Origin of the sequence: Curtobacterium flaccumfaciens (genome assembly GCF_004361695.1) — a bacterium.
GTDB classification, from domain to species: Bacteria; Actinomycetota; Actinomycetes; order Actinomycetales; family Microbacteriaceae; genus Curtobacterium; species Curtobacterium flaccumfaciens_B.
In genome coordinates this window covers 120,246-143,456 of the sequence record NZ_SNVW01000009.1, presented here as the reverse complement: position 1 = coordinate 143,456, position 23,211 = coordinate 120,246, and the positions used below count along the sequence as shown (strand labels likewise).

Sequence of the window (23,211 nt, the reverse complement as noted above, 5' to 3'; positions counted from 1 at the left end):
GCCGCTGGGGCCGCCGGGGCCGCCCTTTCGCGGTGAGCGACACCTCACGGGCTTCTCGGTCCGTGAGGTGTCGCTCAGCGCGAAACGACCCGCGCGCGGCCGCGGCGGGCGGCGGGCGGCGGGCGGCGCGGGACCGTGGAGCACCCCCGCGCGCGACCGCGCCGCGCCACGAGCCGCGCGCGCTACACGTCGATGCGGTCGCGGTCGAGGCCCTCGCCCGCCAGGATGAACTCCTTGCGCGGGGCCACGTCGTTGCCCATCAGCAGCTCGAACACCTTCGCCGCACTCTCGGCATCGGTGATCCGCACCCGCCGCAGTGTGCGGTGCGCGCGGTCCATCGTGGTCTCCGCCAGCTGGTCGGCATCCATCTCGCCGAGGCCCTTGTACCGCTGGATCGGCTCCTGGTACTTCTTGCCCGACTTCTCGAGCTTCTTCAGCACCGCCTGCAGCTCCTGCTCGGAGTACGTGTACAGCGTGTCGTTCGGCTTGCCGCGGTTGATCACGACGACCCGGTGCAGCGGCGGGACCGCGGCGAACACCCGGCCCTCTTCGATCATCGGCCGCATGTACCGGAAGAAGAGCGTCAGCAGCAGGGTCCGGATGTGCGCGCCGTCGACGTCCGCGTCGGACATGATGATGACCTTGCCGTAGCGGGCCTGGTCGATCTCGAACGTCCGGCCGGAACCGGCGCCGATCACCTGGATGATCGAGGCGCACTCGGCGTTCGAGAGCATGTCCGAGACGGACGCCTTCTGCACGTTGAGGATCTTGCCGCGGATCGGCAGCAGCGCCTGGTACTCGCTGTTGCGGGCGAGCTTGGCGGTGCCGAGCGCCGAGTCACCCTCGACGATGAAGAGCTCGGTGCCCTCGGTGTCCTGCGAGCGGCAGTCGGCGAGCTTCGTCGGCAGCGACGAGTTCTCGAGCGCGTTCTTCCGGCGCTGGGTCTCCTTGTGCGCGCGGGCCGAGATGCGGGTCTTCATCTCGGCGACGACCTTCTCGAGCAGGGTCGCGGCCTGTGCCTTCTCGGTGCGCTGCGTCGAGGTGAGGATCTCGGTGAGGCGCTTCGACACGACCTGGTCGACGATCTTCCGGACCGCGGGCGTGCCCAGCACCTCTTTCGTCTGCCCCTCGAACTGCGGCTCGGGCAGTCGGACGGTCAGCACGGCGGTCATGCCGGCGAGCACGTCGTCCTTCTCGAGCTTGTCCTGCCCGACCTTGAGCTTGCGGGCGTTCGCCTCGACCTGGGTGCGCACGGCCTTGACCACGCCGGACTCGAAGCCGGCCTGGTGCGTGCCGCCCTTCGGCGTGGCGATGATGTTCACGAAGCTGCGGAACACCGTCTCGTAGCCGCTGCCCCAGCGGAGCGCGAGGTCGACCTCGCACTCGCGGTCGACCGACGTGGACACCATGTGCCCCTTGTCGTCGAGCATCGGCACGGTCTCGGTGAAGGTACCGGTGCCCTGGACCCGCCAGACGTCGGTGACGGCGGTGTCGACGGCGAGGTGCTCGACGAACTCGCCGATGCCGCCCTCGTACCGGAAGCGCTCCACCACGGGCCCGGCGGCGACCGCGGTACCGGTGGCCTCGGCCCGAGCGGCCGCAGCTTCGATCGAGGACGCCCGCGCGTCGGTGATGGTGATGCCGAGCCCCGGCACGAGGAACGCGGTCTGCCGTGCCCGGCTCACCAGATCGCTCGTGCTGAACTTCGCGTCGGCGGTGAAGATCTGCCGGTCCGCCCAGTAGCGGATCCGGGAGCCGGTGACGCCCTTCTTGACCTTGCCGACCACGCGGAGCTCACTGCCGGAGGTGAACGGCGAGAACGGTGCGTCGGGGCCGATGCCCTTCGCGTCGTCGAACGTGCCCGGCTCGCCCCGGTGGAACGACATCGCGTAGGTCTTGCCACCGCGGTCGACCTCGACGTCGAGGCGCTCCGACAGCGCGTTCACGACGGAGGCACCGACCCCGTGCAGGCCACCGGACGCGGCGTAGGAGCCGGAGCCGAACTTGCCGCCGGCGTGGAGCTTCGTGAACACGACCTCGACCCCGGTCAGACCGGTCTTCGGTTCGACGTCGACGGGGATGCCGCGGGCGGTGTCACGGACCTCGACCGAGCCGTCCTCGTGCAGGACGACACCGATCTCGTCACCGTGCCCGGCGAGGGCTTCGTCGACGGAGTTGTCGATGATCTCCCACAGGCAGTGCATGAGGCCCCGGGAGTCCGTCGAGCCGATGTACATGCCCGGGCGCTTCCGGACCGCCTCGAGCCCTTCGAGGACGGAGAGATGGCGTGCGGAGTAGTCGGAGCTCACCTTCCGATGCTAGCGATCGGCACCGACACCACCCGCCGGACACTCGGACTGGGGACAGTCGATCCGCGCTGAGCGAAATGGGGGCACCACAATGCGTCGTTCTCAGGCATCACGTGTTGAAATGGTCGAACCACCCGGCACCACCTGCGATCCGTGAGGAGCACAGCAATGACCCAGACCGTGCAGGACCCCTCCATCGACGAAGTCAGCAACCACCAGCTGACCGCCGCCGACCGTTGCGACAGCTGCGGTGCGCAGGCCTACATCCGAGCCACCATGGCCAGCGGCGAACTGTTCTTCTGCGCCCACCACGGCGCGGAGTTCAAGGACAAGCTCGCGGCGACCGCCATCGAGTGGCACGACGAGAGCAGCCGACTCTACGAGTCGAAGTAGCGACCAACAGCAGACGGGAGGCGCGGTGCCAGCTGGCACCGCGCCTCCCGTCTTTTCTGTCTCGCGTTCGACGTCCGCAGCGAGCGTCGGTCCGGCGATCCGTCGGTCAGGCGATCCGCTTGAACGCCTTGTCGACGTAGCGGTCGACCGTCGCCCGCGCTTCGCGCGCGTACCGGTCGATCGTGGCGGTCCGCTCCGCGTCCGGTGCGTACTCGCGACCGAGCCGCGCCGTCGCGGCGGCGAGGACACCGTCGGTCAGCTGCGGGTTCAGCGGCAGGATCGGGCCCTGCGTGTGCGTGCCGAAGGAGTTCCCGGCGATCGCGCCCTCGACCGGGGCACCGGCCTGGTTGCCGCCGCCGGACACGACGTCGGCGAACGGCTGCACGCCGGCGCCGAGCTCGATCGTCGTGGCGTGGTCCTCGAAGCCGGCCAGGCGCGTGGGAGCGCCCGGCAGGAGCGGGTACCGCGTGTCGAGCACGAAGTAGTTGACCCGGCGCTCGGCACCGCGGACGGCACGCGCGTCGAAGACCCCGAACCCGGTCACGACGGAGCCGTCGGTCGGCACGACCTCGTTCGTGGCGAGGTCGAACCCGCCGCCGACCGCGACGACCGGCACACCGGAGGTCGCGAACTCGCGGAGCGGCGCACCGATCCGCGCGATGTCGTCGCCGAGGGAGCGCATCGCACTGAGCGGGCCGTTGCCGATCACCACGACGTCGGCCGCGGTGGGCAGTGCGTCGCCCGGCGCGTACTCGAGCACCTCGGTGTCGATGTCCGCCGCAGCAGCCCGGCGCACCAGGGCCGCGACGTTGCCGCGGTCGCCCGAGACGCCCATCTGGCGGGGGTAGACGTGCAGGATGGTCAGCCGATCGGCCGTCATGCGGTCTTCTCCATGTCCGGGTGGCCGAGGGCCTTCCGGGCGATCATCATGATCTCGTAGTTGACGATGAAGTTCTTCGTGCCGCTGGTCGTGGCGCCGAGGTGCTCCATGTGCTTGATCGCGGCCTCGACGTCGGGCTCGACCTTGCCGATGCGGACACCGGCGTGCTCGAGTGCGATCGCGATCTGCCAGGCCTTGTCGCCGGAGACGACGTCGACGTGGTCGAGCTTCGAGAAGTCGATGTCGTAGATCCACGAGATGTCCGGCGTGCCCTCGTCGATCGCCATGAGCACCTGTTCGGGGTGGTCCGGCAGCGCGTCGAGGTTGAGCTGGAGGCTCGCGGCGTTCTTGAACATCGTGAACTCGGCGGACTCCCCCGCGATGGGCAGCCGCTCACCACGGCCGTACGCCGGCTTCATCGTGCCGAACGCCGTCGTGACGGCCTCGGCGCGGAACTGCGTGCCGAGCGCCGCGCTGGCCGTCGCCGTGGCTGCCGCGGCGTCGACCGCGTAGTGCAGGCCGCGCGCGGGCAGGCGCACGGGGATCTCGGCGCCGTCGAAGCGGATCGTCGCGCCGTCACCGGTGTGGGCGACCACCTCGGCGTCCGCCGCCGTCTGCGTCCGCTCGCCGGCGTCGAACGAGTCGGCGTTCTGCAGGCCGTTCGGAGCCGCGGCCACGACCTCGTCGCTCGCGCCGAAGCGGAGCACGCGCTGGCCGGGCGTGCCGGCGTAGGCGTCGAGGAACTGGTCGTCGTGGTTCGTGATGACGTTCGCCGTCGACAGGGCCGCCGTGTCGAGCATCATCGTCGCGACCCGCTCGGTCTCGAAGAAGCGGTAGAGCTGGTCGACCTGCACGTTGAGCATCGTCACCGTGGACGGCGACAGGATGCCGGCGAGCTCGACCGCGAAGGCCTCGTCGACCTCGAGGATGCCGATGTCGGCCTTGAGCCGGCCGGTCAGCGACACCTCGGACAGCAGCGCGGACGCGATGCCCTGCGGCAGGTTCGCGCCGGACGGGTTGGTGAAGACCCGGAGTCCGTGCGCCCGGACGATGTCCGAGATCATGTGGGTCGTCGTCGACTTGCCGTTCGAGCCGAGGACGAAGACGACGCCGTTCGGGAACTGCTTCGTCACGTGCTGCAGGAAGTCCGGCACGAGCTTCAGGACGATGTACCCGGGGTAGGCGGACCCGCCGCCCCTCGCACGAGCGAGGGCACGGAGGATCCGCCCGATCAGGATCGGGATGAAGAACCGCATCGGCCTACTCGAGGTAGTCGCGCAGCGACTGCGACCGCGACGGGTGGCGGAGCTTCGCCATCGTCTTGGACTCGATCTGACGGATGCGCTCACGCGTCACGCCGAACGTGTCACCGATCTGGTCGAGGGTCTTCGGCTGGCCGTCGCCGAGGCCGAAGCGCATGCGGATCACGCCCGCCTCACGCTCGGACAGGGAGTCGAGCAGGCTCTCGAGCTGCTTCTGCAGCATCGTGAACCCGACCGCGTCGGCCGGCACGACCGCTTCGGTGTCCTCGATCAGGTCGCCGAACTCCGAGTCGCCGTCCTCACCCAGCGGGGTGTGGAGCGAGATCGGCTCGCGACCGTACTTCTGCACCTCGACGACCTTCTCCGGGGTCATGTCGAGCTCGCGGGCGAGCTCTTCCGGAGTGGGCTCGCGACCGAGGTCCTGCAGCATCTGGCGCTGCACGCGGGCGAGCTTGTTGATGACCTCGACCATGTGCACCGGGATGCGGATGGTGCGGGCCTGGTCGGCCATGGCGCGGGTGATGGCCTGACGGATCCACCACGTCGCGTACGTCGAGAACTTGAAGCCCTTGGTGTAGTCGAACTTCTCGACCGCACGGATCAGGCCGAGGTTGCCCTCCTGGATGAGGTCCAGGAACTGCATGCCGCGACCGGTGTAGCGCTTCGCGAGCGAGACGACCAGACGGAGGTTCGCGCCGAGCAGGTGCGACTTCGCACGCTGACCGTCACGGGCGACCCAGCGGAGCTCGCGCTCCTGGGGCTTCGACAGGCCGGTCGAGTGCTGGAGCTTGTCCTCGGCGAACAGGCCGGCCTCGATGCGCATCGCGAGCTCGACCTCTTGTTCGGCGTTGAGGAGGGCGACCTTGCCGATCTGCTTGAGGTAGTCCTTCACCGGGTCGGCGGTCGCACCCGTGATCGTGGTCGAGTAGACCGGTGCCTCGTCGTCGTCGGACTGCGAGATGACGAGCGCACCCGCGGCGACCGCGGCTGCGGCGTCCGGCTTGACGGCGTCCTTCTCGTCGGTCTCGCCGTCGGTGTCGTCGGTGGCCTCGACGTCGGCCTCGGCAGCCGGGGTCTCCTCGTCGAGGTCGTCGTCGGCCTTCTTCTTCGCCTTCGGGGCGGCCTTCTTCGGGGCGGCCTTCTTGGCGGTGCTCTTGGGGGCGCGCTTCTTCGGCGCGTCCGTCCCGTCGGTCGCCGCGGCGTCTGCCGTGGTGTCCTCGGGCGCGGTGTCGTTCGTGGGCGCGGTGTCCTTCGTGGGATCGATCGTCGTGCTCCGGGCAGCCATGCGATCACCTCTCTCGTCGTGCCACGTTCGTGGGGTCGTGGCCTCCCTCGCCACCCAGGGCCTGCGCCGCGGTCTCCCGTGTCGTCAGGTCCTACCGTTCCGGGCAGCACTAGGACCCATGTCAAGTCCCCCGGCTTCTGCGGCGCACTGGAGTGCTCCGAGACACAGGAGGCCCGAACGGGTCCGACCTCATTATTGCACGCTCCGCTTCCGCAGGCGTGCAACCAGTGCAACCCAGAGCGGCCCCACCCGTATTCCGTCCTGCGCGTGGAGCTCGCGACGTGTCCGGCGGCGGGCGTGCAGCAGCATCACGACGCCGATCCCCACCACGACGTACTGCACGGTGAGGGCCAGCCGGAAGTTCGCCCACGCGAACACGGTCTGCCCGGTCGCCCGTGCCGCGATGTCCAGGATCGTGCCGATGAGGAACATCATCACGAAGGCGGCCAGGAACCCGCCGACGTTCACGACGCCGTTCGCGGACCCGAGCGAGCCGACCGGGTTGAAGGACCGGGCGAAGTCGAACCCGATGAGGGAGCCCGGTCCGCCGATGCCCATCACGACGACGAGCACCACGAGCAGCCACGTCGGCGGGTGGTCGGGCCAGAGCAGGACGGCGGTCCACACCACGCCGAGGGCGAGCACGATGCCGAGCACCAGGTTCGACCGGCGGAGCGGGAAGCGGGCGCAGAGCACCCCGAGGAGCGGCCCGACCACGAAGCCGGTGACGACGATGACGGTGAGGAACCCGGCGGCCTCGGACGAGGAGTACCCCAGCCCGCGGAGCATCGGCACGCCCCACAGCAGGGAGAACACCGTGCCGGAGGACTGCGTCACGTAGTGCGACCAGAACCCGAGCTGCGTGCCCGGCCGGCGGAGCGCGTGACCGAAGGTGTGGAACGCGCCGCGCCACGAGTGGGGCAACGGCAGCGGGATCGTGTCCGTCCGCACCGGCACCGGCCCGTTGTGCACGAATACCGCCGCGAGCACGAGCCCGACGGCACTCGCTGCGGCCGCCACGCCGAACGCCGGCGTCCAGCCCGCCGTGTGCAGCAGCACCGCGAACGGGAACGCCGACAGGATCTGTCCGACCTGGCCGAGGTTGCCCGTCCACTGCGAGATCTGCGGCAGGATCCGCCCGCTGAACCACATCGGCACGAGCCGGATCACCGAGATGAAGGTCATCGCGTCGCCGGCACCGACGAGGACCCGCCCCGCGATCGCCGGACCGATCGTGGGCGACACCGCGACGACGGCCTGGCCGACGACCAGCAGCGCGGCGCCGAGCAGCACCAGCCGCCGCGGCCCGACGCGGTCGAGCGCGATGCCCACCGGGATCTGCAGGCCGGCGTAGACGGCGATCTGCACGACCGCGAGCGTCGACAACACGGCCGCCGAGACCGCGAAGCGGTCCTGCGCGTCCACCCCGGAGACACCGAGCGACGAGCGCTGGACCACCGCCAGCACGTACGCGAGCACCGCGATTCCCCAGACGAGGAAGGCGCGGCGGGAATTCACCCGTCAAGGCTACCGGGGACGGCCCCGCCACCGGGCCGGCCTGTGGAGAACGCGACGGACGCTGTCGGGTGGGTCGCGCCTCCAGGCTGTCGCACCGTCAAGCCGGCGCACCGGCTGCGACCGGACTGGAGGCGCGGTGCGCGTCCGCCCCGTCGGCCGCGGTCAGTCCGTGGTCGGGTCCGTGTCCGGACGACGGTCCGCCAGGAACCGCTCGAGCTCCGCCGCGATCGCGTCGGCCGTCGGGACCTGCCCGTCCACGCCCGTGAGGGGCGAGGCGATGGGGTTGCCCTCCATGTAGGTGTCGTGGCGCTCTTCGAGCACCCCGACCAGCCGCTGCAGTTCCTCGTTGCCGGCCACCTGCTCGTCGACGCGGGTGCGGAACTCGCGCCCTTCCTCGCGGAGGGCGTCCGACGGGAAGATCAGGCCCGTCGCCGACGAGATGCCGGAGAACGCGGCGACGGCCGCGTCCGGGAACTCGGTGTCCGACAGGTAGTGCGGGACCAGCAGGACCAGGCCGGTGACCTGCTTCCCGAGCTCGGACAGGCGGTGCTCGACCAGGTGCAGGACGTTCGCCGGCGCCTGGGTCTCCGGCTTCCAGACGCTCATCTGCTCGACGAGGTCGGCGCGGGTGCCGGAGACGGTCAGGCTGATCGGCCGGGTGTGCGGGACCGGCATCGGGATCGACTGGACCCACGTCGTGTCGGCGACGGTGAGGGAGGCGGCCAGGTCGGTGACGGCGCGGACGAAGCGGTTCCACTGGAAGTCCGGCTCGTAGCCCGACAGGAAGAGGAAGGGCTGCCCGAGCTCGTCGCGGACCAGGTGCAGCGCGAGCCGAGGCGGTTCGACGGCGGCGATGTGGTCGTGCTCGAACGTGATCACGGGGCGACGGGCCCGCCAGTCGAGCAGCACGTCCGGGTCGAACTCGGCGACGAGTTCGGTCTCGAGGTCCTCGAGCACGGCCGACGTCACCTGCGCGACCGCCGAGCCGGCGTCCGCGAAGCCGGTGAGGCCGGCGATCAGGTGCAGCCCCGCGGGCACGGTCGGCGCGTCCTCGGCGAAGGTGTAGAGCTCCTCGGGGTGGTTCACCGTCCCCATGCTAGGCGGGGCGTCGTGATCCCCCGTGCGCGTCGACCACGCCGACAGCGAACACCTGCTGGATAGGGTTGTCGCATGGTCCGACCGACGCTCTCCACCGACTCCTCCGCTCCGTCCTCGATCTCCGCCGACGTCCTCGTGGTCGGTGTCCGACCCGGCACCGACGGCGGCCCCGCGACCATCGCGCGACCCGCGACGACGCCGTTCTCCGCGCTCGACGACCTCGACCTCGCGGCGATCGGTGCGACGGGCGCCAAGGACCAGCTGGTGCGCATCCCCGCCGTCGGCGTCGAGGCAGCGGGCATCGCGCTCGTCGGGCTCGGCTCGGGCACCGACGCCGCCGCGATCCGCTCGGCCGCCGGCAGCGCCGTCCGCCAGCTGCCCCACGTCTCGTCGATCGTCCTGGCGCTGCCGACCGACACCGACGCACTCGTCGAGGCAGCGCTCGAAGGAGCCGCCCTCGGCGCCTACGCCTTCGCACGGCACAAGGGTTCCGGCTCGACCGGACCGGTCCGCGGCGACCAGCGCGTGACCGTCCTCGCGCCGTCCGCCGTGGCCGACGCCACGGTCCGACCGGCGATCGTGGCCGACGCCGCGTCGCTCGTGCGCGACCTCGTGAACACCGCCGCCGGCGACCTCGGTCCGGCCGACGTCGCGTCCGTCGCCCTCGCGCAGGCCGAGGGGCTCCCGCTCACCGTCGAGGTCCTCGACGAGGTCGCGCTCGAGGAGCAGGGCTTCGGCGGCATCGCCGGCGTCGGCCGCGGTTCGGTCCGCCCGCCCCGCCTGGTCGTCGTGCGGTACGCCCCCGCCGGCGCGCAGAAGCACCTCGCCCTCGTCGGCAAGGGCATCACGTTCGACTCGGGCGGCCTCTCGCTGAAGCCCGCCGCGTCGATGCTCGGCATGAAGACCGACATGACCGGCGCGGCCACCGTCCTCGCCGCCACCGTCGCCGCCGCCCGGCTCGGACTCGACACGAAGGTCACGGCGTGGCTCTGCCTCGCCGAGAACATGCCGTCCGGCTCGGCCACCCGCCCCGGTGACGTCCTGACCCTCAAGAACGGCAAGACCGTCGAGGTCACGAACACCGACGCCGAGGGCCGCCTGGTGCTCGGCGACGGGATGGCTGCCGCGTCCCTGGAGCAGCCCGACGCCATCGTCGACGTCGCCACGCTCACCGGGGCGCAGGTCGTCGCGCTCGGCGACCGCACGACCGGGCTCATGGGCAGCGACGACCTCGTCGCGCAGGTCCGCGCCGTCGCCGAGTCCGTCGCCGAGCCGATCTGGCCGATGCCGCTCCCCGAGGAGCTCGACGCCCGACTCGCCAGCGAGATCGCCGACATGGTGAACGCGACCGTGGGCAACCCGGCCGGCGGCATGCTGCTCGCCGGCAAGTTCCTCGAGCGCTTCGTCGGCGAGGGGATCCCGTGGGCCCACCTCGACATCGCCGGTCCGTCCGAGAACAAGGGCGGCGGCTACGGCTGGCTCGGCAAGGGCGCCACCGGCGTCATGGTCCGCACGCTCATCTCGCTCGCAGAAGAGCTCCAGGCCAAGTAGTAGGTTTGGTACCGGTGGGGCAGCGCGCCTGACGTGCCCCCACCGGAACCAGCGGGACGGGACCGGAACCATGCGGTCCGACCGTCGGACGCCGCCGCTGCGGTGTCCAGTGGGGCCCGATCGGCCCCGACACGCACGAGGGAGTTGCACCAGGTGACGGAACAGACTTACGACGTCGTGGTCCTCGGTGGCGGCAGTGGTGGCTACGCTGCTGCGCTCCGGGCCGCCGAGCTCGGGATGAGCGTCGCGCTCATCGAGGGAGACAAGCTCGGGGGGACGTGCCTGCACCGGGGCTGCATCCCCACGAAGGCCCTCCTGCACGCGGCCGAGATCGCGGACGGCACCCGCGACGCCGAGAAGTACGGCGTGATCGCCGAGTTCGCCGGCGTCGAGGTCCCGAAGGTCATCGAGTACCAGCAGGGCGTCATCAACTCCAAGTACAAGGGCCTGCAGGGGCTCATCAAGGCCCGCGGCATCACCGTCGTCGAGGGCTGGGGTCGCCTCACCTCGCAGAACACCGTGCAGGTCGGCGAGCAGACCGTCACCGGCAAGAACATCGTCCTCGCGACGGGTTCGTACTCGAAGTCCCTGCCGGGGCTCGAGATCGGTGGTCGCGTGATCACCTCCGAGACCGCCCTCCGCATGGACTACGTGCCGAACAAGGTCGTCATCCTCGGTGGTGGCGTCATCGGCGTCGAGTTCGCCAGCGTCTGGAAGTCCTTCGGTGCCGAGGTCACGATCGTCGAGGGCCTGCCCCACCTCGTGCCCGCCGAGGACGAGTCGATGTCGAAGCAGCTCGAGCGCGCGTTCCGCAAGCGCGGCATCGAGTTCTCGCTCGGGGTCCGGTTCCAGGGCGTCGAGCAGCACGAGAACGGCGTCGTCGTGACGCTCGAGGACGGCAAGACCTTCGACGGCGACGTCCTGCTCGTCGCGGTCGGGCGCGGTCCCGTCACGCAGAACGTCGGCTACGACGAGGTCGGCGTCGCGATGGACCGCGGGTTCGTCACCACGAACGAGCGCCTCGCCACGAACATCCCCAACGTCTACGCCGTCGGCGACATCGTCCCCGGCCTGCAGCTCGCGCACCGCGGCTTCCAGCAGGGCATCTTCGTCGCCGAGGAGATCGCTGGCCTGAACCCGGTGATCATCGAGGACAAGAACATCCCGAAGATCACGTACTCCGACCCCGAGGTCGCCTCGGTCGGTCTCTCGCAGGCCAAGGCCGAAGAGCAGTACGGCGCCGACAAGGTGGACTCGTACGAGTACAACCTCGCCGGCAACGGCAAGAGCCACATCATCGGCACCGCCGGCTCGGTCAAGGTCGTCCGCGTGGTCGACGGCCCGGTCGTCGGCGTGAGCATGATCGGCGCGCGCGTCGGCGAGCTCATCGGCGAAGCCCAGCTCGCCGTCAACTGGGAGGCCTACCCGGAGGACATCGCGCCGCTCATCCACGCGCACCCGACGCAGAACGAGGCACTCGGCGAGGCGTTCATGCACCTCGCGGGCAAGCCGCTGCACGCCCTGTGAACACCATGACCACCACCACGAACCACCCCTGCGAAGAGGAGTCCACCCGATGAGCGAATCCGTCAACCTCCCGGCGCTCGGCGAGAGCGTCACCGAGGGCACGGTGACCCGATGGCTGAAGAACGTCGGTGACCGGGTCGAGGTCGACGAGCCGCTGCTCGAGGTCTCGACCGACAAGGTCGACACCGAGATCCCGTCGCCCGTCGCCGGCGTCGTGGAGGAGATCCTCGTGCCCGAGGACGAGACCGTCGAGGTCGGCACCCCGCTCGTGAAGATCGGCGACGGCTCCGGTTCCGGTTCGTCCGACGGCGGTTCGGACCAGGCGTCCGATGAGTCCTCGAACGAGGCCGCTGCCGACGCCGAGGCACCCGAGGCCGAGCCGAGCACCGAGCAGGAGTCCGAGACCCCCGCTCCGGAGCCCACCGAGCCCGAGCCGGCTCCCGCCGGCCAGACGCAGCCCGCTGCCCCGCAGGCCCCGGCCGCGCCGCCCGCCGCCGCACCGGTCCCCCAGGCTGCTCCGGTGCCGCCGCCCGCTGCTGCTCCCCCGGCACCCGTGCCGGCTCCGGCCGCCGCTCCCGCGCCCGCCGCCTCGGGTTCGTCGGCGCCCAGCGCAGCTGCTTCCGTGCCGAACCCCTCGCAGGACGCCTCGGCCTCCGGCTACGTCACCCCGCTCGTGCGCAAGCTCGCCAACGAGCAGGGTGTCGACCTGTCGACCGTCACCGGCTCCGGTGTCGGCGGACGCATCCGTAAGGAGGACGTCCTCGCGGCCGCCGCAGCAGCCACCTCGGCCCCGGCCGCCGGTGGTTCCGCCGCAGCTGCACCGGCCGGTCCCTTCGTCGCCGAGGTCTCGCCGCTGCGTGGCACCCGCGAGAAGATGACCCGCCTCCGCAAGGTCGTCGCCGAGCGTGCCGTGCAGTCGATGACCTCGACCGCACAGCTCACCAGCGTCGTCGAGGTCGACGTGACGAAGGTCGCGCAGTTCCGCGACGCGCACAAGGCGGAGTTCCTCGAGAAGACCGGCTCGAAGCTCTCCTTCATGCCGTTCTTCGCCCTGGCGGCGTCCGAGGCGCTCAAGGCCCACCCGAAGATCAACTCGACCGTGGAGGGCGAAGAGATCGTCTACCCGGAGACCGAGAACGTCTCCATCGCGGTGGACACCGAGCGCGGCCTGCTCACCCCGGTGATCAAGGACGCGGCGTCGCTCGACCTCGCGCAGTTCGCGCAGTCCATCGCGGACCTCGCCGAGCGCACCCGCAACAACCAGCTGAAGCCGGACGAGCTCGCGGGTGGCACGTTCACGCTGACCAACACCGGTTCGCGTGGCGCGCTGTTCGACACCCCCGTGGTGTTCCTGCCGCAGTCGGCGATCCTCGGCACGGGCATCGTGACGAAGCGTCCGGCGGTCGTGAAGGTCGACGGACAGGAAGCGATCGCGATCCGTTCGTTCGTCTACCTCGCGCTGTCGTACGACCACCGGATCATCGACGGCGCCGACGCGTCGCGGTACCTCGTCGCGGTGAAGAACCGCCTCGAGGAGGGCAACTTCGGCCCGAACCTCGGGTACTGATCGTTCGTTCGGTCTCCTGAACGGCCCCGGTCCCCTGCGGACCGGGGCCGTTCTGCGTCGTCGTGGTCGGGTCGTCGTGGTCGTCAGGTCGTCGTGGTGGTCATGTCGTCCTGGTCGTCGGGCCCTCGGGGTCGTCAGAGGGCGAAGACGGCGGCTGCCGTGAGTCCCGACGCGATGACCGCGCCGACCAGTGCCCTGCGGAGCGGGAGACGCCGACCGCTGCCGAGCGGGATGCCGTGCTCGACGATCTCCTGCACGGTGCCGAGCAGTGTCCAGACCTGCGGTGTCGACCGGGCCGGCACGCCGACGAGCAGGTCGAGCTGCACGGGCTCCCACCGGACCGGTCGCGGTGCCGCCACTGCACGGACGCGGGCGAGAGCTGCACGGACGGCGTCGACGTCCCCGTCGAGCGCTTCGGCGAGGGCTGCGTCGACCGTGGGACGGGCCGGGTCCCGATCGTCCGTGCGCTCCCAGACCACCCGGGCCGCCAGGAGCAGGATCCGGGCGCCGTCCTGGTCCGAGCGGCGGTGCCCCGGGTCGTGCGCGGTGTTCGGGGTCGCGATGCCGCTCGATGCCGTGCCGGGCGTCGCGGTGCCGGGCGTCGCGCTGCCTGGCGCCGCGGTGCCGGGCGTCGCAGTGCCTCGCGCCGCAATGCCTCGCGCCGCAATGCCTCGCGTCGCAGTGCCTCGCGTCGCAGTGCCTCGCGCCGCAATGCCTCGCGTCGCAGTGCCTCGCGTCGCAGTGCCTGGCGTCGCAGTGCCTGGCGTGACCGCTGCGGCACCGGGCGGGCGGTCGCAGAGCAGCACCGCGCCCGCGTCGTCCACCAGGACGTCGTCGAGGCCGGCGGTACCGAGGCACACGGCGCCGGACCGGTCGGCCGAGGCGAGCTCGAGGAGCGGCACCGTCAGGGTCACGGCGACCCCGGTCGTCGGCGTGCCGAGCGTGTCGAGGGCCGATGCCAGCGGTGTGCCCGTCGGCCGGGTGACCTCCACCACGAGTCGCCCGTCCGGGAGCCGACCGACCGCTGCGACCGGTGCGAGGTGGCGGCTCACCGCGCACGCGCGGTCGGCCGCCCATGCGAGGAGCGACCGTTCGTCGTCGGACGCGCACCAGTGGATCCGTTCGGTGACCATCTGCATGCCGGAGAGCCTGTCGCGGGGTGGGTCGCGCCTCCTGGCGGGTGCACCGAACTGTGGAGAACCCTGTTCGCCCACAGCCGGACCGGGGCGGGTTCGGACATCTCGGCGCAGGCCGTATCCTGGGGGCATGGCACGCAGCACTTCACAAGGTACGACGGCGAAGGAGCCGGGTCGTCTCAAGCAGATGTACCAGGTCTTCACCATGACCCGTCGGGCGGACCCCAGCTCCGTCTGGTGGTTCGCGGTGGCGTTCGTGGTCCCCGTGGCCCTCGGCATCCTGCTCGCTCTGCTCCTGCCGGGTCAGAACTGGCTCGCGATGATCCTCTGGATCGTCGCCGGCGTGCTGCTCGGTGTGCTGCTGTTCCTGATCATCCTCGGGCGCCTCGCGGAGCGCGCTGCGTACTCGCAGATCGAGGGCCAGCCTGGTGCCGTCGGCGCGGTGCTGTCGAACTCGCTCCGTCGCCAGTGGCGCTCGAGCGAGATGCCCGTCGCCGTGCACGGTCGGTCGCAGGCTGCCGTGTACCGCGCGGTCGGCACGCCCGGCGTCGTCCTCATCACCGAGGGTCAGCGGGGCAACCTGAACCGCCAGGTCGACGAGGAGCGCCGCAAGGTCCAGCGCATCGTCCCGAACGTGCCGGTGCACGTGGTCCACGTCGCCTCCGGCAAGGACGACAAGGACTCCGACGCGGTGACCCTGCACAAGCTCCCCCGTGCCATGAACAAGTTCAAGAAGGCGCTCAACCGCAACGAGGTCCTCGCGGTCGCGAACCGCCTCGACTCGCTGACGCAGAGCCCCGCCGCGTCGATCCCGAAGGGCATGGACCCGATGCGGGCGCGTGCCGGGCGTCCGCGCTGATCCAGCGCCGCGACGCAGCACGCTGAACGCCCCCGACCGTGCCAGGTCGGGGGCGTTCTGCTGTGCTGGGGCGGGGTGGCGGAGGGCAGGGCGGCGCGGGCGGCGCGGGCGGCGCGGCCAGCTGGCGGCCTGTGGTGTTGCGACCCGACGCGACACTGTCGTCGTCGTACGACATCGGCGTTGTCGCAACGGCGCGCCCGCAACGGCTGCACACGCGGGATTGCGACACTGTCGCCGTCGTGCGACATCAACGTCGTCGCAACGGCGCGCCCGCAACGGTTGCACACGCGGGATCGCGACACGGTCGCCGTCGTACGACATCGGCGTCGTCGCAACAGCGCGCCCGCAACAGCGCGCCCGCAACGGTTGCGCGCGCGGGATTGCGACACGGTCGCCGTCGTACGACATCAGCGTTGTCGCACGACGCCCCCGGCGCCCCCGCTGCTCGGCGGAGGGGCACCTCAGGGCCCCCCGAACCCGTCAGCGGCGGACGAGCACCGTCCCGGCGATGCGGTCGTGCGCGCCGCGGCTGTCCCGGTCGATGATGAGTGCCGGCACGATCAGGCAGAGCAGGAGCGTGCGGACCACCGGGCTCCACACACCGACGTACCCGCCACGCATCGGCACGACCCGCAGTCCGACGCAGATGTGCCCGAACGACCCCGAGAGCAGGCAGATGAACAGGATCTGCAGGCCGGCGAAGATCGCGATCTGGATCCACGAGTGCGCGATGTCACCCGAACCGTTCACCGGCGACCACACCCCCGTGACGAACGCGACGAGGTCGGCCAGTGCGCCGTCGATCAGCAGCGCGACGATCCGTCGGCCGATGCGTCCGACCGACCGGGGACCCTCTTCCGGGAGCCCGAGGTCCTTGCCGGGCCAGCCGTCCGGGTGCTCGGAGGACGCGGGGGACGGAGCGGTACTGCGGGCCATGCTGCAAGCGTAGGCGAGACCGGCGACGACCCCCGCCCGAGACCCGCGACGGCCCCCGCCCGAGACCCGCGACGGCCCTGCCCGAGACCGGCGACGCCGCCCACCCCGGCGCCAGCCACCGCCCCCGCCGAGTTCGGCCGCGCCCGACGTAACACGCACGAAACAAAGCAGTCACGTCCGGGAAACCCGGTGTCAATAGCCTCGTCGGAGGGTGCACCCGCGGGGCACCTCCACATCCCCAACCCCCAGGAGATCGACACACATGTTCAGCGATTCCTCCGAGGTCCTGGCCTTCATCAAGGACACGGACGTCAAGTTCCTCGACATCCGATTCACCGACCTGCCCGGCGTGCAGCAGCACTTCAACATCCCGGCATCCACGGTCGACGAGGACTTCTTCTCGGTCGGTCAGCTCTTCGACGGCTCCTCGATCCGCGGCTTCGCGTCGATCCACGAGTCCGACATGCAGCTCATCCCTGACGTGACCACGGCGTACATCGACCAGTTCCGCGCCGAGCGCACGCTGATCATGATCTTCGACATCTACAACCCGCGGAACGGCGAGATCTACGGCCGCGACCCGCGCCAGGTCGCCAAGAAGGCGGAGAAGTACCTCGCGTCGACGGGCATCGCGGACACCGCGTTCTTCGCCCCCGAGGCCGAGTTCTACATCTTCGACGACGTCCGCTACTCGGTCACGCAGAACCAGTCGTTCTACTCGGTCGACTCCGAAGAGGGCGCCTGGAACACCGGCCGCGAGGAAGAGGGCGGCAACCTCGCCAACAAGACCCCGTACAAGGGCGGCTACTTCCCGGTGTCCCCGGTCGACAAGACCGCTGACCTCCGCGACGACATCACCCTCAAGCTGATCGAGGCGGGCTTCGAGCTCGAGCGCTCGCACCACGAGGTGGGCACCGGCGGCCAGCAGGAGATCAACTACAAGTTCGACACGATGGTCCACGCCGCGGACGACATCCTCAAGTTCAAGTACATCGTCAAGAACACGGCCGACCAGTGGGGCAAGGTCGCCACGTTCATGCCGAAGCCGCTCTTCGGCGACAACGGCTCGGGCATGCACACCCACCAGTCGCTCTGGTCGGACGGCAAGCCGCTCTTCTACGACGAGAACGGCTACGGCGGTCTCTCGGACCTCGCCCGTTGGTACATCGGTGGCATCCTCAAGCACGCCTCGGCGCTGCTCGCCTTCACGAACCCGTCGATCAACTCGTACCACCGTCTGGTGAAGGGCTTCGAGGCCCCGGTCAACCTGGTCTACTCGGCCGGCAACCGTTCGGCTGCGATCCGCATCCCGATCACGGGCACGAACCCGAAGGCCAAGCGCATCGAGTTCCGCGCGCCGGACGCCTCGGGCAACCCGTACCTCGCCTTCGCCGCGCAGCTCATGGCCGGCCTCGACGGCATCCAGAACCGCATCGAGCCGCACGAGCCGGTCGACAAGGACCTCTACGAGCTCCCCCCGGAGGAGGCCAAGGGCATCCCCCAGGTCCCCGGCTCGCTCGACGAGGCCCTCGACGCGCTCGAGGCGGACCACGAGTTCCTCACGAAGGGCAACGTGTTCACCGAGGACCTCATCCAGACCTGGATCGACTACAAGCGCGAGAACGAGATCCTCCCGCTGGCCCAGCGCCCGCACCCGTTCGAGTACGAGCTGTACTTCGGCGTCTAGTCAGCACCGCCGCCCAGGCACTCGCGCCGCGCGCACGGGCGTCTAGGCAGCACCGGACTCGCCCCGGACGCACGGGCGGCTGAGTCTCGCCGACACCACGAAGGGCCCCGCACCGTCAGGTGCGGGGCCCTTCGTCCGTGTCGCGGAAGCGACACCTGGCGGCCGGGCCGCGCGGCTCCTGTCGCAGAAGCGACAGATCGCCGCGAACGTTCCGCAGGGATCTGTCGCTCTCGTGAGCAGGGGGTGCGGACGCGACTGCCTGGAGGCGCGGTGCCGCTCCGGCGGACCCGCGCCGCGCCTCCAGGCGGTCGCCTCGCACGTTCCTTCCCATCGCACCCGCAGTGGAAAGCGCAATCGCTCGTGGGGAGCAGGAACTTCCTGCCTCCTACGAGCGGATCTGCTTCCTACGCGCGATTCGGCACCCGGCGCGCGGGACGGCACCCGACGCGCGATTCGACACCCGGCGCGCGGGACGGCACGCGGCGGGAGCGCGCCGGGCGCACGAGAGCGGGGCCCGCACCGCCCCCGGCACGGACCCCGCATCGCGGACGGTGACTACCGCGCGGTGGCCACCGCGTCGTTCGTCCCCGCGGCGACGCTCACGGGTGCACCCGTGACCGGAGTGGGCCGTCCCAGGGAACGGACGGTCCAACCCGACTTGACCCAGTCGGTGACCGGGAGGCAGTTGCGGGCGTCGATGACGACCCGACGACCGACGACGGCGGCGAGTGCGGCCGGGTCGGCTTCGACGATCTCGTCCCACTCGGTGAGCACGAGCACGACGTCGGCGCCCTCGATCGCGTTCTCCAGCGACGACGCGTAGGTGAGCGTCGGGAAGGAGCGGCGCGCGGTCTCCATCGCCTCCGGGTCCCACAGGGTGACCTGGGCGCCGCGGAGGTGCAGCGCAGCGGCGACGTTGAGCGCCGGCGAGTCGCGGACGTCGTCGGTGAGGGGCTTGAACGCCGCTCCGACCACGGCCACGCGGCGGTTCAGCACGGAACCGTCGAGCGCGTCGATCGTCATGTCGATGACCCGCTCGCGCTGCCCCATGTTGATCTCGTCGACCTGCTGCATGAGCCCGACCACGCGGCCGGCGCCGAGCTCGTTCGCGCGGTGCATGAGCGCCCGGATGTCCTTCGGCAGGCAGCCGCCGCCGAACCCGAGGCCGGCGTTGAGGAACTTCCGGCCGATGCGGGCGTCGTGCCCGAGGGCGTCCGCCAGCGTCGACACGTCGGCGCCGGTGATGGCGCACATCTCCGAGATCGCGTTGATGAACGAGATCTTGGTCGCGAGGAAGGCGTTGGCGCTGACCTTCACGAGCTCGGCGGTGGCGAGGTCGGTCGTGATGACCGGGGTGCCCTCGGCGATGGGCGCGGCGTAGACCTCGCGGATCACGGCGTCGGCGGCGTCGGACGCACCGCCCCAGACCAGGCGGTCCGGGTGCAGGGTGTCGTCGACGGCCTTGCCCTCGCGGAGGAACTCGGGGTTCCAGATGAGCTCGGCGGTGATGCCGGCGGGGGAGAACTCGCGGACGATGCCGCGGAGCCGTGCCGCGGTGCCGACCGGGACGGTCGACTTGCCGACGATCAGGCCCGGGTGGGTGAGGTTCTCGGCGACGCCGCGGGTGGCACTCTCGACGTACGCGAGGTTCGCCGCGTGCGAGCCGGCCTTCTGCGGCGTGCCGACGCAGACGAAGTGCACGTCCGCCGCGGCCACGGCCGACGCGATGTCCGAGGTGAAGCGGAGCTTGCCGCTCGCCACGTGCTTCGTGATGAGCTCGGGCAGTCCGGGCTCGTAGAACGGCACCTCGCCGGCGGACAGTGCCGCGAGCTTCGCCGGGTCGACGTCCACGCCGATGGTCTCGAAGCCCATCTCGGCCATGGCGGCCGCGTGGGTGGCACCGAGGTAGCCGGTGCCGATGACGCTGATGACGGGAGCGGGACGCGTGTCGGCCGATGCGGTCGACTTCTTGGACTCGGTCATTGCTTGACCTCCTGCAGGTCGTAGTCGATGTCGGTGCGCTTGATGCCGTCGGCGAAGGCCTGGAGGCTGTCCGCACGGGAGTCGAGGCGCCAGTCGTTGGTGGTGCGGGTGCCGTCGACGATGGTCGTCGCCGTCTCGCTGAAGTACGAGAAGCCGATGATGTCGGCGTTGGCCGGGTCCGCGAGGGCGTCGAACAGCGAGTTGATCCACTGCGACTTCTGCGGGTTCGAGACACTGCCCCCGGTCTCGGTGGCACCGATCTCGTTGAGGACGATCCCCTTGCCCGGCGCGATCTGCCGGATCTGGGCGAGGGTCGCACCGAAGGTGTTCTGGAACGTCGGGGCCTCGGTTGCGTCGCGGTAGTAGCCGCTCATGCCGACCCAGTCGACGTACTTCGCACCCGGGTAGTAGTTGGCCATGTAGTCGAGCGTCTGGTACTTCGCGTTGCCGAGCTTGTCGATGCGCGACGGGGACCAGTCCCAGATGGCGTACTGGTTCGCGCCGTTGGCCTGGAAGACGTTCCAGACGTGCTGCCACATCGCCACGTAGGACTTGTTCGCGTTCTGCTGCTTCGTGCCCTCGGACCAGTTGTACCACTGGCCGTTCATCTCGTGGTCGAGACGGATCACGAGCGGCATCCCGTTCGACTTGAGCGCCTGGGCGTACTTCGTCAGGTAGGCGTCGAACTTGCCCGAGATGATGTCCTGGTTCGTGTAGCCCGCGACGTACGGCTCGTCGTTGCCGGTCTTCGCCGGGGCGGACTCCCACGTCATCATCGGCAGGCGACCGTTGGCCCAGGCACGCTGGACGGCGTTCTGGTTGAAGTCCTGGTCGAAGCCCTGGAAGAAGCCGACCATGTTCGTGGCCTTCCCGACCTCCTTCGAGACCTGGTCGTACTCGGACCAGTTGAAGGGCGCCTGCGCCGTGTAGAGGCCGTACCAGCGGGACTGCTGGGCGAGGACCTGCTGCTTCGTCGGCGTCGTGATCGGGTCGGGGCCGTCGGGGTCCTTCGACGGCCCGGTGTTCGGGTTCGTCGCGGGACCGCCGGAGCCGCCACCGTTGCCGTTGCCGCCGCCGGTGTCACCGGAACCGTTGCCGCCGGAACCGGCCGCGTCGACACGGGTACCCGACCCGCCGGAGGAGGACGCGCCTCCCGACCCGCTCTTGGCGGAACCGAGCTGGGACTGGAGCGACGCGAGCTGCGCCTTGAGCTGCGCGATCTGGTCGCCACGCGAACCGGCCTGCGCCGTCGAGGAGTCGAGCTTGCCCTCCAGGGCCCAGATCTCCTTCTGGGCGGCGGTGAGCTTCGCCTGGAGCTCGGCCGCCGAGACCTTCTTCTTCGGCGGGGTGACGCCGAGGGCCTGGTGGACCGCGGTCGACACGGAGCCGGCCGGCGAGACCCAGACGTTCCAGGTGATGAGCCCGAGGACGAGGACGATCGCGGTGGTGCCGATCGCGGTGAGTCGGGCGTGCCTGCTGGACTGGGCCCACCAGGCACCGGAGGAGCGGATGAGGTCAGACAATGAGGAAGGCCTCCAGGACGAAGATCGCGATGCCGATGCAGTACGGGATCGCGGCGTACGGGTTGTACCGGCGGGCGCGGGCGGGGGCCTGCTTCGCGGGTGCCGGAGCGACGGAGGCCTGCGCGGCGGACCGGCGCGTGGCGAGGACCGTCGCGGTCGAGTTGGTGGTGGCGTCCGGGCCGAAGAGCTCGTCGAACGCGCGGTCGGCGGCACGCTGGTCACCATCGCCAGCGTGGGGCGCCACGTCGATCCCGGCACGGGGTGCCGCGTCGATCGGGCTCACCGGCGTCTGCGTGCCGAAGGCGGACGGCTGCACGGCGTCGGCCTGGTCGGGCTCGGTCTCCATCGGCCCGCCGGCGTAGGCACCGGCACGGGTCCCCCACCCGGACGCGTGCGCCAGGCGGAAGAAGCCGATGAGCCGGATCGGCATGAGGAAGAACGTCGACACGATGATGAACATCGGCAGCCGGAAGAAGTCGCTCGGCTTCTCGGCGAGGTGCCGCATCTGCCGGATCGCCATGCTGAGCACCGACGAGACCACCATGAGCGCGGCCACGTAGATGAAGCCGGTCGAGAAGCCGTACTGCTGCAGGATCCCCTGGTAGAGGTTCTCCCCCTGGCCGGTGAAGGCGCGGTAGATCCAGCCCGCGATCACGCCGAAGAGCATGAACGGCAGGATGATGTCGGTGAGGAAGAACAGCGCGAGGATCGGCGCGTGGCCGAGCATCCACGGCAGCATCCGGAGCGTGTTGTACTGCGAGCCGCGGGCCCAGCGGAGCTGCTGCTTGAACAGCTTCTTCACCTGGAGCGGGGCGTCCGTGTAGACCAGCGAGGTGTACTGGTAGACGGTGCGGTACCCCTCCTTGAGCGTGAGGTTCGTGAGCGTCCGGTCGTCGGAGACCTCGAGGAACACACCCATGAACTTCTCGTGCATGAAGCGGTCCATGACGCGCATGAGGATGTCGCGGCGGAAGGCGATCGTGCGCCCGGGCAGGCAGCCGATCTGACCGAGCACGCTCTGCGCGGGCATCGAGTACAGCGCGCGGGAGTTCTCCAGCCAGTCCGCCCAGCGGGTGATCCAGCTGCGCTCGGGCTCGAGGATGCGCTGACGCGTCGTGACCCCGCCGACGGAGGCGTCGGCGAACGGCTTGAGGAGCTCCTCGAGCGCGCCGGGGGTCCAGACGGTGTCCGAGTCGACCAGCACCGTGATGTCACCCGTGGACATCTCGGTGCCGACCTTGACGGCGTTGCGCTTGCCCGGGATGGGCGTGTGGGTCCAGCGGACGAGCGGGGCGAACTCGTCGCAGACCTCCTCCAGCGCCTCGTTGCGGGCGCCGTTGATGACGACGATGATCTCGCCGGGACGCTGCTCGACCATGCGGCCGATCACGTCGCGGAACAGGTCGAGCGGTTCGTCCACGACGGGGACGACGACACTGGTGGTACCGACGAAGGTGCCGGTGAAGGGGCGGTAGCGGGCGGAGATGACGACCTTGAGCAACCAGAGCAACCAGATCACCGCGGAGTACACGGCGAACAGGTAGAACTCGGGGTGCCCTTCGACCATCTGCCTGATCTGCAGAATGAAGGTGAACACTGATCCCTGCTTCAACGTTCGAGGTGGAGATTCCGCTTCATCGGGGAATCAGGGCCGGTTCGGGTGGTGCCATTGAGACAGAAACGTGATGCCCCGCGCA

General features: G+C 70.3%; 17 protein-coding genes. 6 read left to right on the top strand and 11 right to left on the bottom strand.

All coding sequences use genetic code 11. The features are described from left to right. Positions 1–182: 182 nt before the first annotated feature. A complete protein-coding gene (locus tag EDF64_RS13315; RefSeq protein ID WP_133520460.1) occupies positions 183–2,309 on the bottom strand; it encodes a DNA gyrase/topoisomerase IV subunit B in 2,127 nt (708 codons plus the stop codon). Between the two features lie 168 nt (positions 2,310–2,477). Between EDF64_RS13315 and EDF64_RS13310 the strand changes: the two genes are divergently transcribed. Further along, a complete protein-coding gene (locus tag EDF64_RS13310; protein ID WP_071291892.1) occupies positions 2,478–2,702 on the top strand; it encodes a DUF7455 domain-containing protein in 225 nt (74 codons plus the stop codon). A gap of 106 nt (positions 2,703–2,808) precedes the next feature. Here EDF64_RS13310 and EDF64_RS13305 read toward each other — a convergent pair whose 3' ends face one another. The 5 genes from EDF64_RS13305 to EDF64_RS13285 all read right to left on the bottom strand — a co-directional run bounded on the left by EDF64_RS13305 (position 2,809) and on the right by EDF64_RS13285 (position 8,742). After that, complete coding sequence (locus tag EDF64_RS13305; RefSeq protein WP_133520459.1) at positions 2,809–3,582, bottom strand: type 1 glutamine amidotransferase; 774 nt, start codon at positions 3,580–3,582, stop codon at positions 2,809–2,811. Further along, positions 3,579–4,838 carry a MurT ligase domain-containing protein gene (locus EDF64_RS13300; RefSeq protein ID WP_133520458.1) on the bottom strand — a complete coding sequence of 420 codons (1,260 nt, stop codon included), beginning with the start codon at positions 4,836–4,838 and terminating at the stop codon, positions 3,579–3,581. The genes EDF64_RS13305 and EDF64_RS13300 overlap by 4 nt, the downstream gene beginning before the upstream one ends. Before the next feature lie 4 nt (positions 4,839–4,842). After that, entirely contained in the window at positions 4,843–6,129 is a 1,287-nt protein-coding gene (locus tag EDF64_RS13295) for an RNA polymerase sigma factor (RefSeq protein WP_133520457.1), read from the bottom strand. A 192-nt stretch (positions 6,130–6,321) separates the two neighbouring features. After that, positions 6,322–7,647 (bottom strand): MFS transporter, encoded by a 1,326-nt coding sequence (locus tag EDF64_RS13290; protein WP_133520456.1) that lies wholly within the window; start codon positions 7,645–7,647, stop codon positions 6,322–6,324. A 162-nt stretch (positions 7,648–7,809) separates the two neighbouring features. Continuing rightward, complete coding sequence (locus EDF64_RS13285; RefSeq protein WP_133520455.1) at positions 7,810–8,742, bottom strand: proteasome assembly chaperone family protein; 933 nt, start codon at positions 8,740–8,742, stop codon at positions 7,810–7,812. A gap of 75 nt (positions 8,743–8,817) precedes the next feature. Here EDF64_RS13285 and EDF64_RS13280 point away from each other — a divergent pair, with 75 nt between their 5' ends. From EDF64_RS13280 to sucB, 3 genes are all read left to right on the top strand, one after another. Beyond that, a complete protein-coding gene (locus tag EDF64_RS13280; RefSeq protein WP_133520454.1) occupies positions 8,818–10,296 on the top strand; it encodes a leucyl aminopeptidase in 1,479 nt (492 codons plus the stop codon). Positions 10,297–10,449: 153 nt separating this feature from the next. Further along, the gene (gene lpdA, locus EDF64_RS13275) at positions 10,450–11,823 is read left to right on the top strand and encodes a dihydrolipoyl dehydrogenase (RefSeq protein WP_133520453.1); all 1,374 of its coding nucleotides are present in this window, start codon (positions 10,450–10,452) and stop codon (positions 11,821–11,823) included. Positions 11,824–11,872: 49 nt separating this feature from the next. Then, the gene (sucB, locus tag EDF64_RS13270; RefSeq protein WP_133520452.1) at positions 11,873–13,390 is read left to right on the top strand and encodes a 2-oxoglutarate dehydrogenase, E2 component, dihydrolipoamide succinyltransferase; all 1,518 of its coding nucleotides are present in this window, start codon (positions 11,873–11,875) and stop codon (positions 13,388–13,390) included. A gap of 134 nt (positions 13,391–13,524) precedes the next feature. Here the strand turns inward: sucB and EDF64_RS13265 are convergent, their stop codons facing one another. Continuing rightward, entirely contained in the window at positions 13,525–14,529 is a 1,005-nt protein-coding gene (locus EDF64_RS13265; RefSeq protein WP_133520451.1) for a hypothetical protein, read from the bottom strand. Between the two features lie 127 nt (positions 14,530–14,656). On the opposite strand from EDF64_RS13265, the gene EDF64_RS13260 reads away from it, so the two are divergent. Then, positions 14,657–15,385: a DUF4191 family protein gene (locus EDF64_RS13260; protein WP_133520450.1), complete on the top strand. Its 729-nt coding sequence runs from the start codon at positions 14,657–14,659 to the stop codon at positions 15,383–15,385. A 480-nt stretch (positions 15,386–15,865) separates the two neighbouring features. On the opposite strand, the gene EDF64_RS13255 is transcribed toward EDF64_RS13260, so the two are convergent. Further along, positions 15,866–16,321: an RDD family protein gene (locus tag EDF64_RS13255; RefSeq protein WP_133520449.1), complete on the bottom strand. Its 456-nt coding sequence runs from the start codon at positions 16,319–16,321 to the stop codon at positions 15,866–15,868. Positions 16,322–16,583: 262 nt separating this feature from the next. Here EDF64_RS13255 and glnA point away from each other — a divergent pair, with 262 nt between their 5' ends. Beyond that, positions 16,584–18,008 (top strand): type I glutamate--ammonia ligase, encoded by a 1,425-nt coding sequence (gene glnA, locus EDF64_RS13250; protein WP_071291904.1) that lies wholly within the window; start codon positions 16,584–16,586, stop codon positions 18,006–18,008. Between the two features lie 555 nt (positions 18,009–18,563). On the opposite strand, the gene EDF64_RS13245 is transcribed toward glnA, so the two are convergent. From EDF64_RS13245 to EDF64_RS13235, 3 genes are read right to left on the bottom strand one after another with little or no spacing between them, the layout of a single operon-like run. After that, positions 18,564–19,991, bottom strand: a complete 1,428-nt coding sequence (locus tag EDF64_RS13245) for a UDP-glucose dehydrogenase family protein (protein WP_133520448.1) — start codon at positions 19,989–19,991, stop codon at positions 18,564–18,566. Next, on the bottom strand, positions 19,988–21,514 hold the full coding sequence (locus EDF64_RS13240) for a glycoside hydrolase family 26 protein (RefSeq protein WP_133520447.1): 1,527 nt from the start codon (positions 21,512–21,514) through the stop codon (positions 19,988–19,990). Before EDF64_RS13240 ends, EDF64_RS13245 begins: the two co-directional genes overlap by 4 nt. Continuing rightward, a complete protein-coding gene (locus tag EDF64_RS13235) occupies positions 21,507–23,111 on the bottom strand; it encodes a glycosyltransferase family 2 protein (RefSeq protein WP_133520446.1) in 1,605 nt (534 codons plus the stop codon). The genes EDF64_RS13240 and EDF64_RS13235 overlap by 8 nt, the downstream gene beginning before the upstream one ends. Positions 23,112–23,211: the final 100 nt, after the last annotated feature.

Excerpts from the sequence above, each read along its gene's own strand:
- EDF64_RS13300 (WP_133520458.1), bottom strand. The coding sequence starts at position 4,838 with ATGCGGTTCTTCATCCCGATCCTGATCGGGCGGATCCTCCGTGCCCTC.
- EDF64_RS13305 (WP_133520459.1), bottom strand. The coding sequence starts at position 3,582 with ATGACGGCCGATCGGCTGACCATCCTGCACGTCTACCCCCGCCAGATG.
- sucB (WP_133520452.1), top strand. The coding sequence starts at position 11,873 with ATGAGCGAATCCGTCAACCTCCCGGCGCTCGGCGAGAGCGTCACCGAG.
- EDF64_RS13295 (WP_133520457.1), bottom strand. The coding sequence starts at position 6,129 with ATGGCTGCCCGGAGCACGACGATCGATCCCACGAAGGACACCGCGCCC.
- EDF64_RS13310 (WP_071291892.1), top strand. The coding sequence starts at position 2,478 with ATGACCCAGACCGTGCAGGACCCCTCCATCGACGAAGTCAGCAACCAC.
- EDF64_RS13285 (WP_133520455.1), bottom strand. The coding sequence starts at position 8,742 with ATGGGGACGGTGAACCACCCCGAGGAGCTCTACACCTTCGCCGAGGAC.
- EDF64_RS13260 (WP_133520450.1), top strand. The coding sequence starts at position 14,657 with ATGGCACGCAGCACTTCACAAGGTACGACGGCGAAGGAGCCGGGTCGT.
- glnA (WP_071291904.1), top strand. The coding sequence starts at position 16,584 with ATGTTCAGCGATTCCTCCGAGGTCCTGGCCTTCATCAAGGACACGGAC.
- EDF64_RS13255 (WP_133520449.1), bottom strand. The coding sequence starts at position 16,321 with ATGGCCCGCAGTACCGCTCCGTCCCCCGCGTCCTCCGAGCACCCGGAC.
- EDF64_RS13280 (WP_133520454.1), top strand. The coding sequence starts at position 8,818 with ATGGTCCGACCGACGCTCTCCACCGACTCCTCCGCTCCGTCCTCGATC.
- EDF64_RS13245 (WP_133520448.1), bottom strand. The coding sequence starts at position 19,991 with ATGACCGAGTCCAAGAAGTCGACCGCATCGGCCGACACGCGTCCCGCT.
- EDF64_RS13265 (WP_133520451.1), bottom strand. The coding sequence starts at position 14,529 with ATGCAGATGGTCACCGAACGGATCCACTGGTGCGCGTCCGACGACGAA.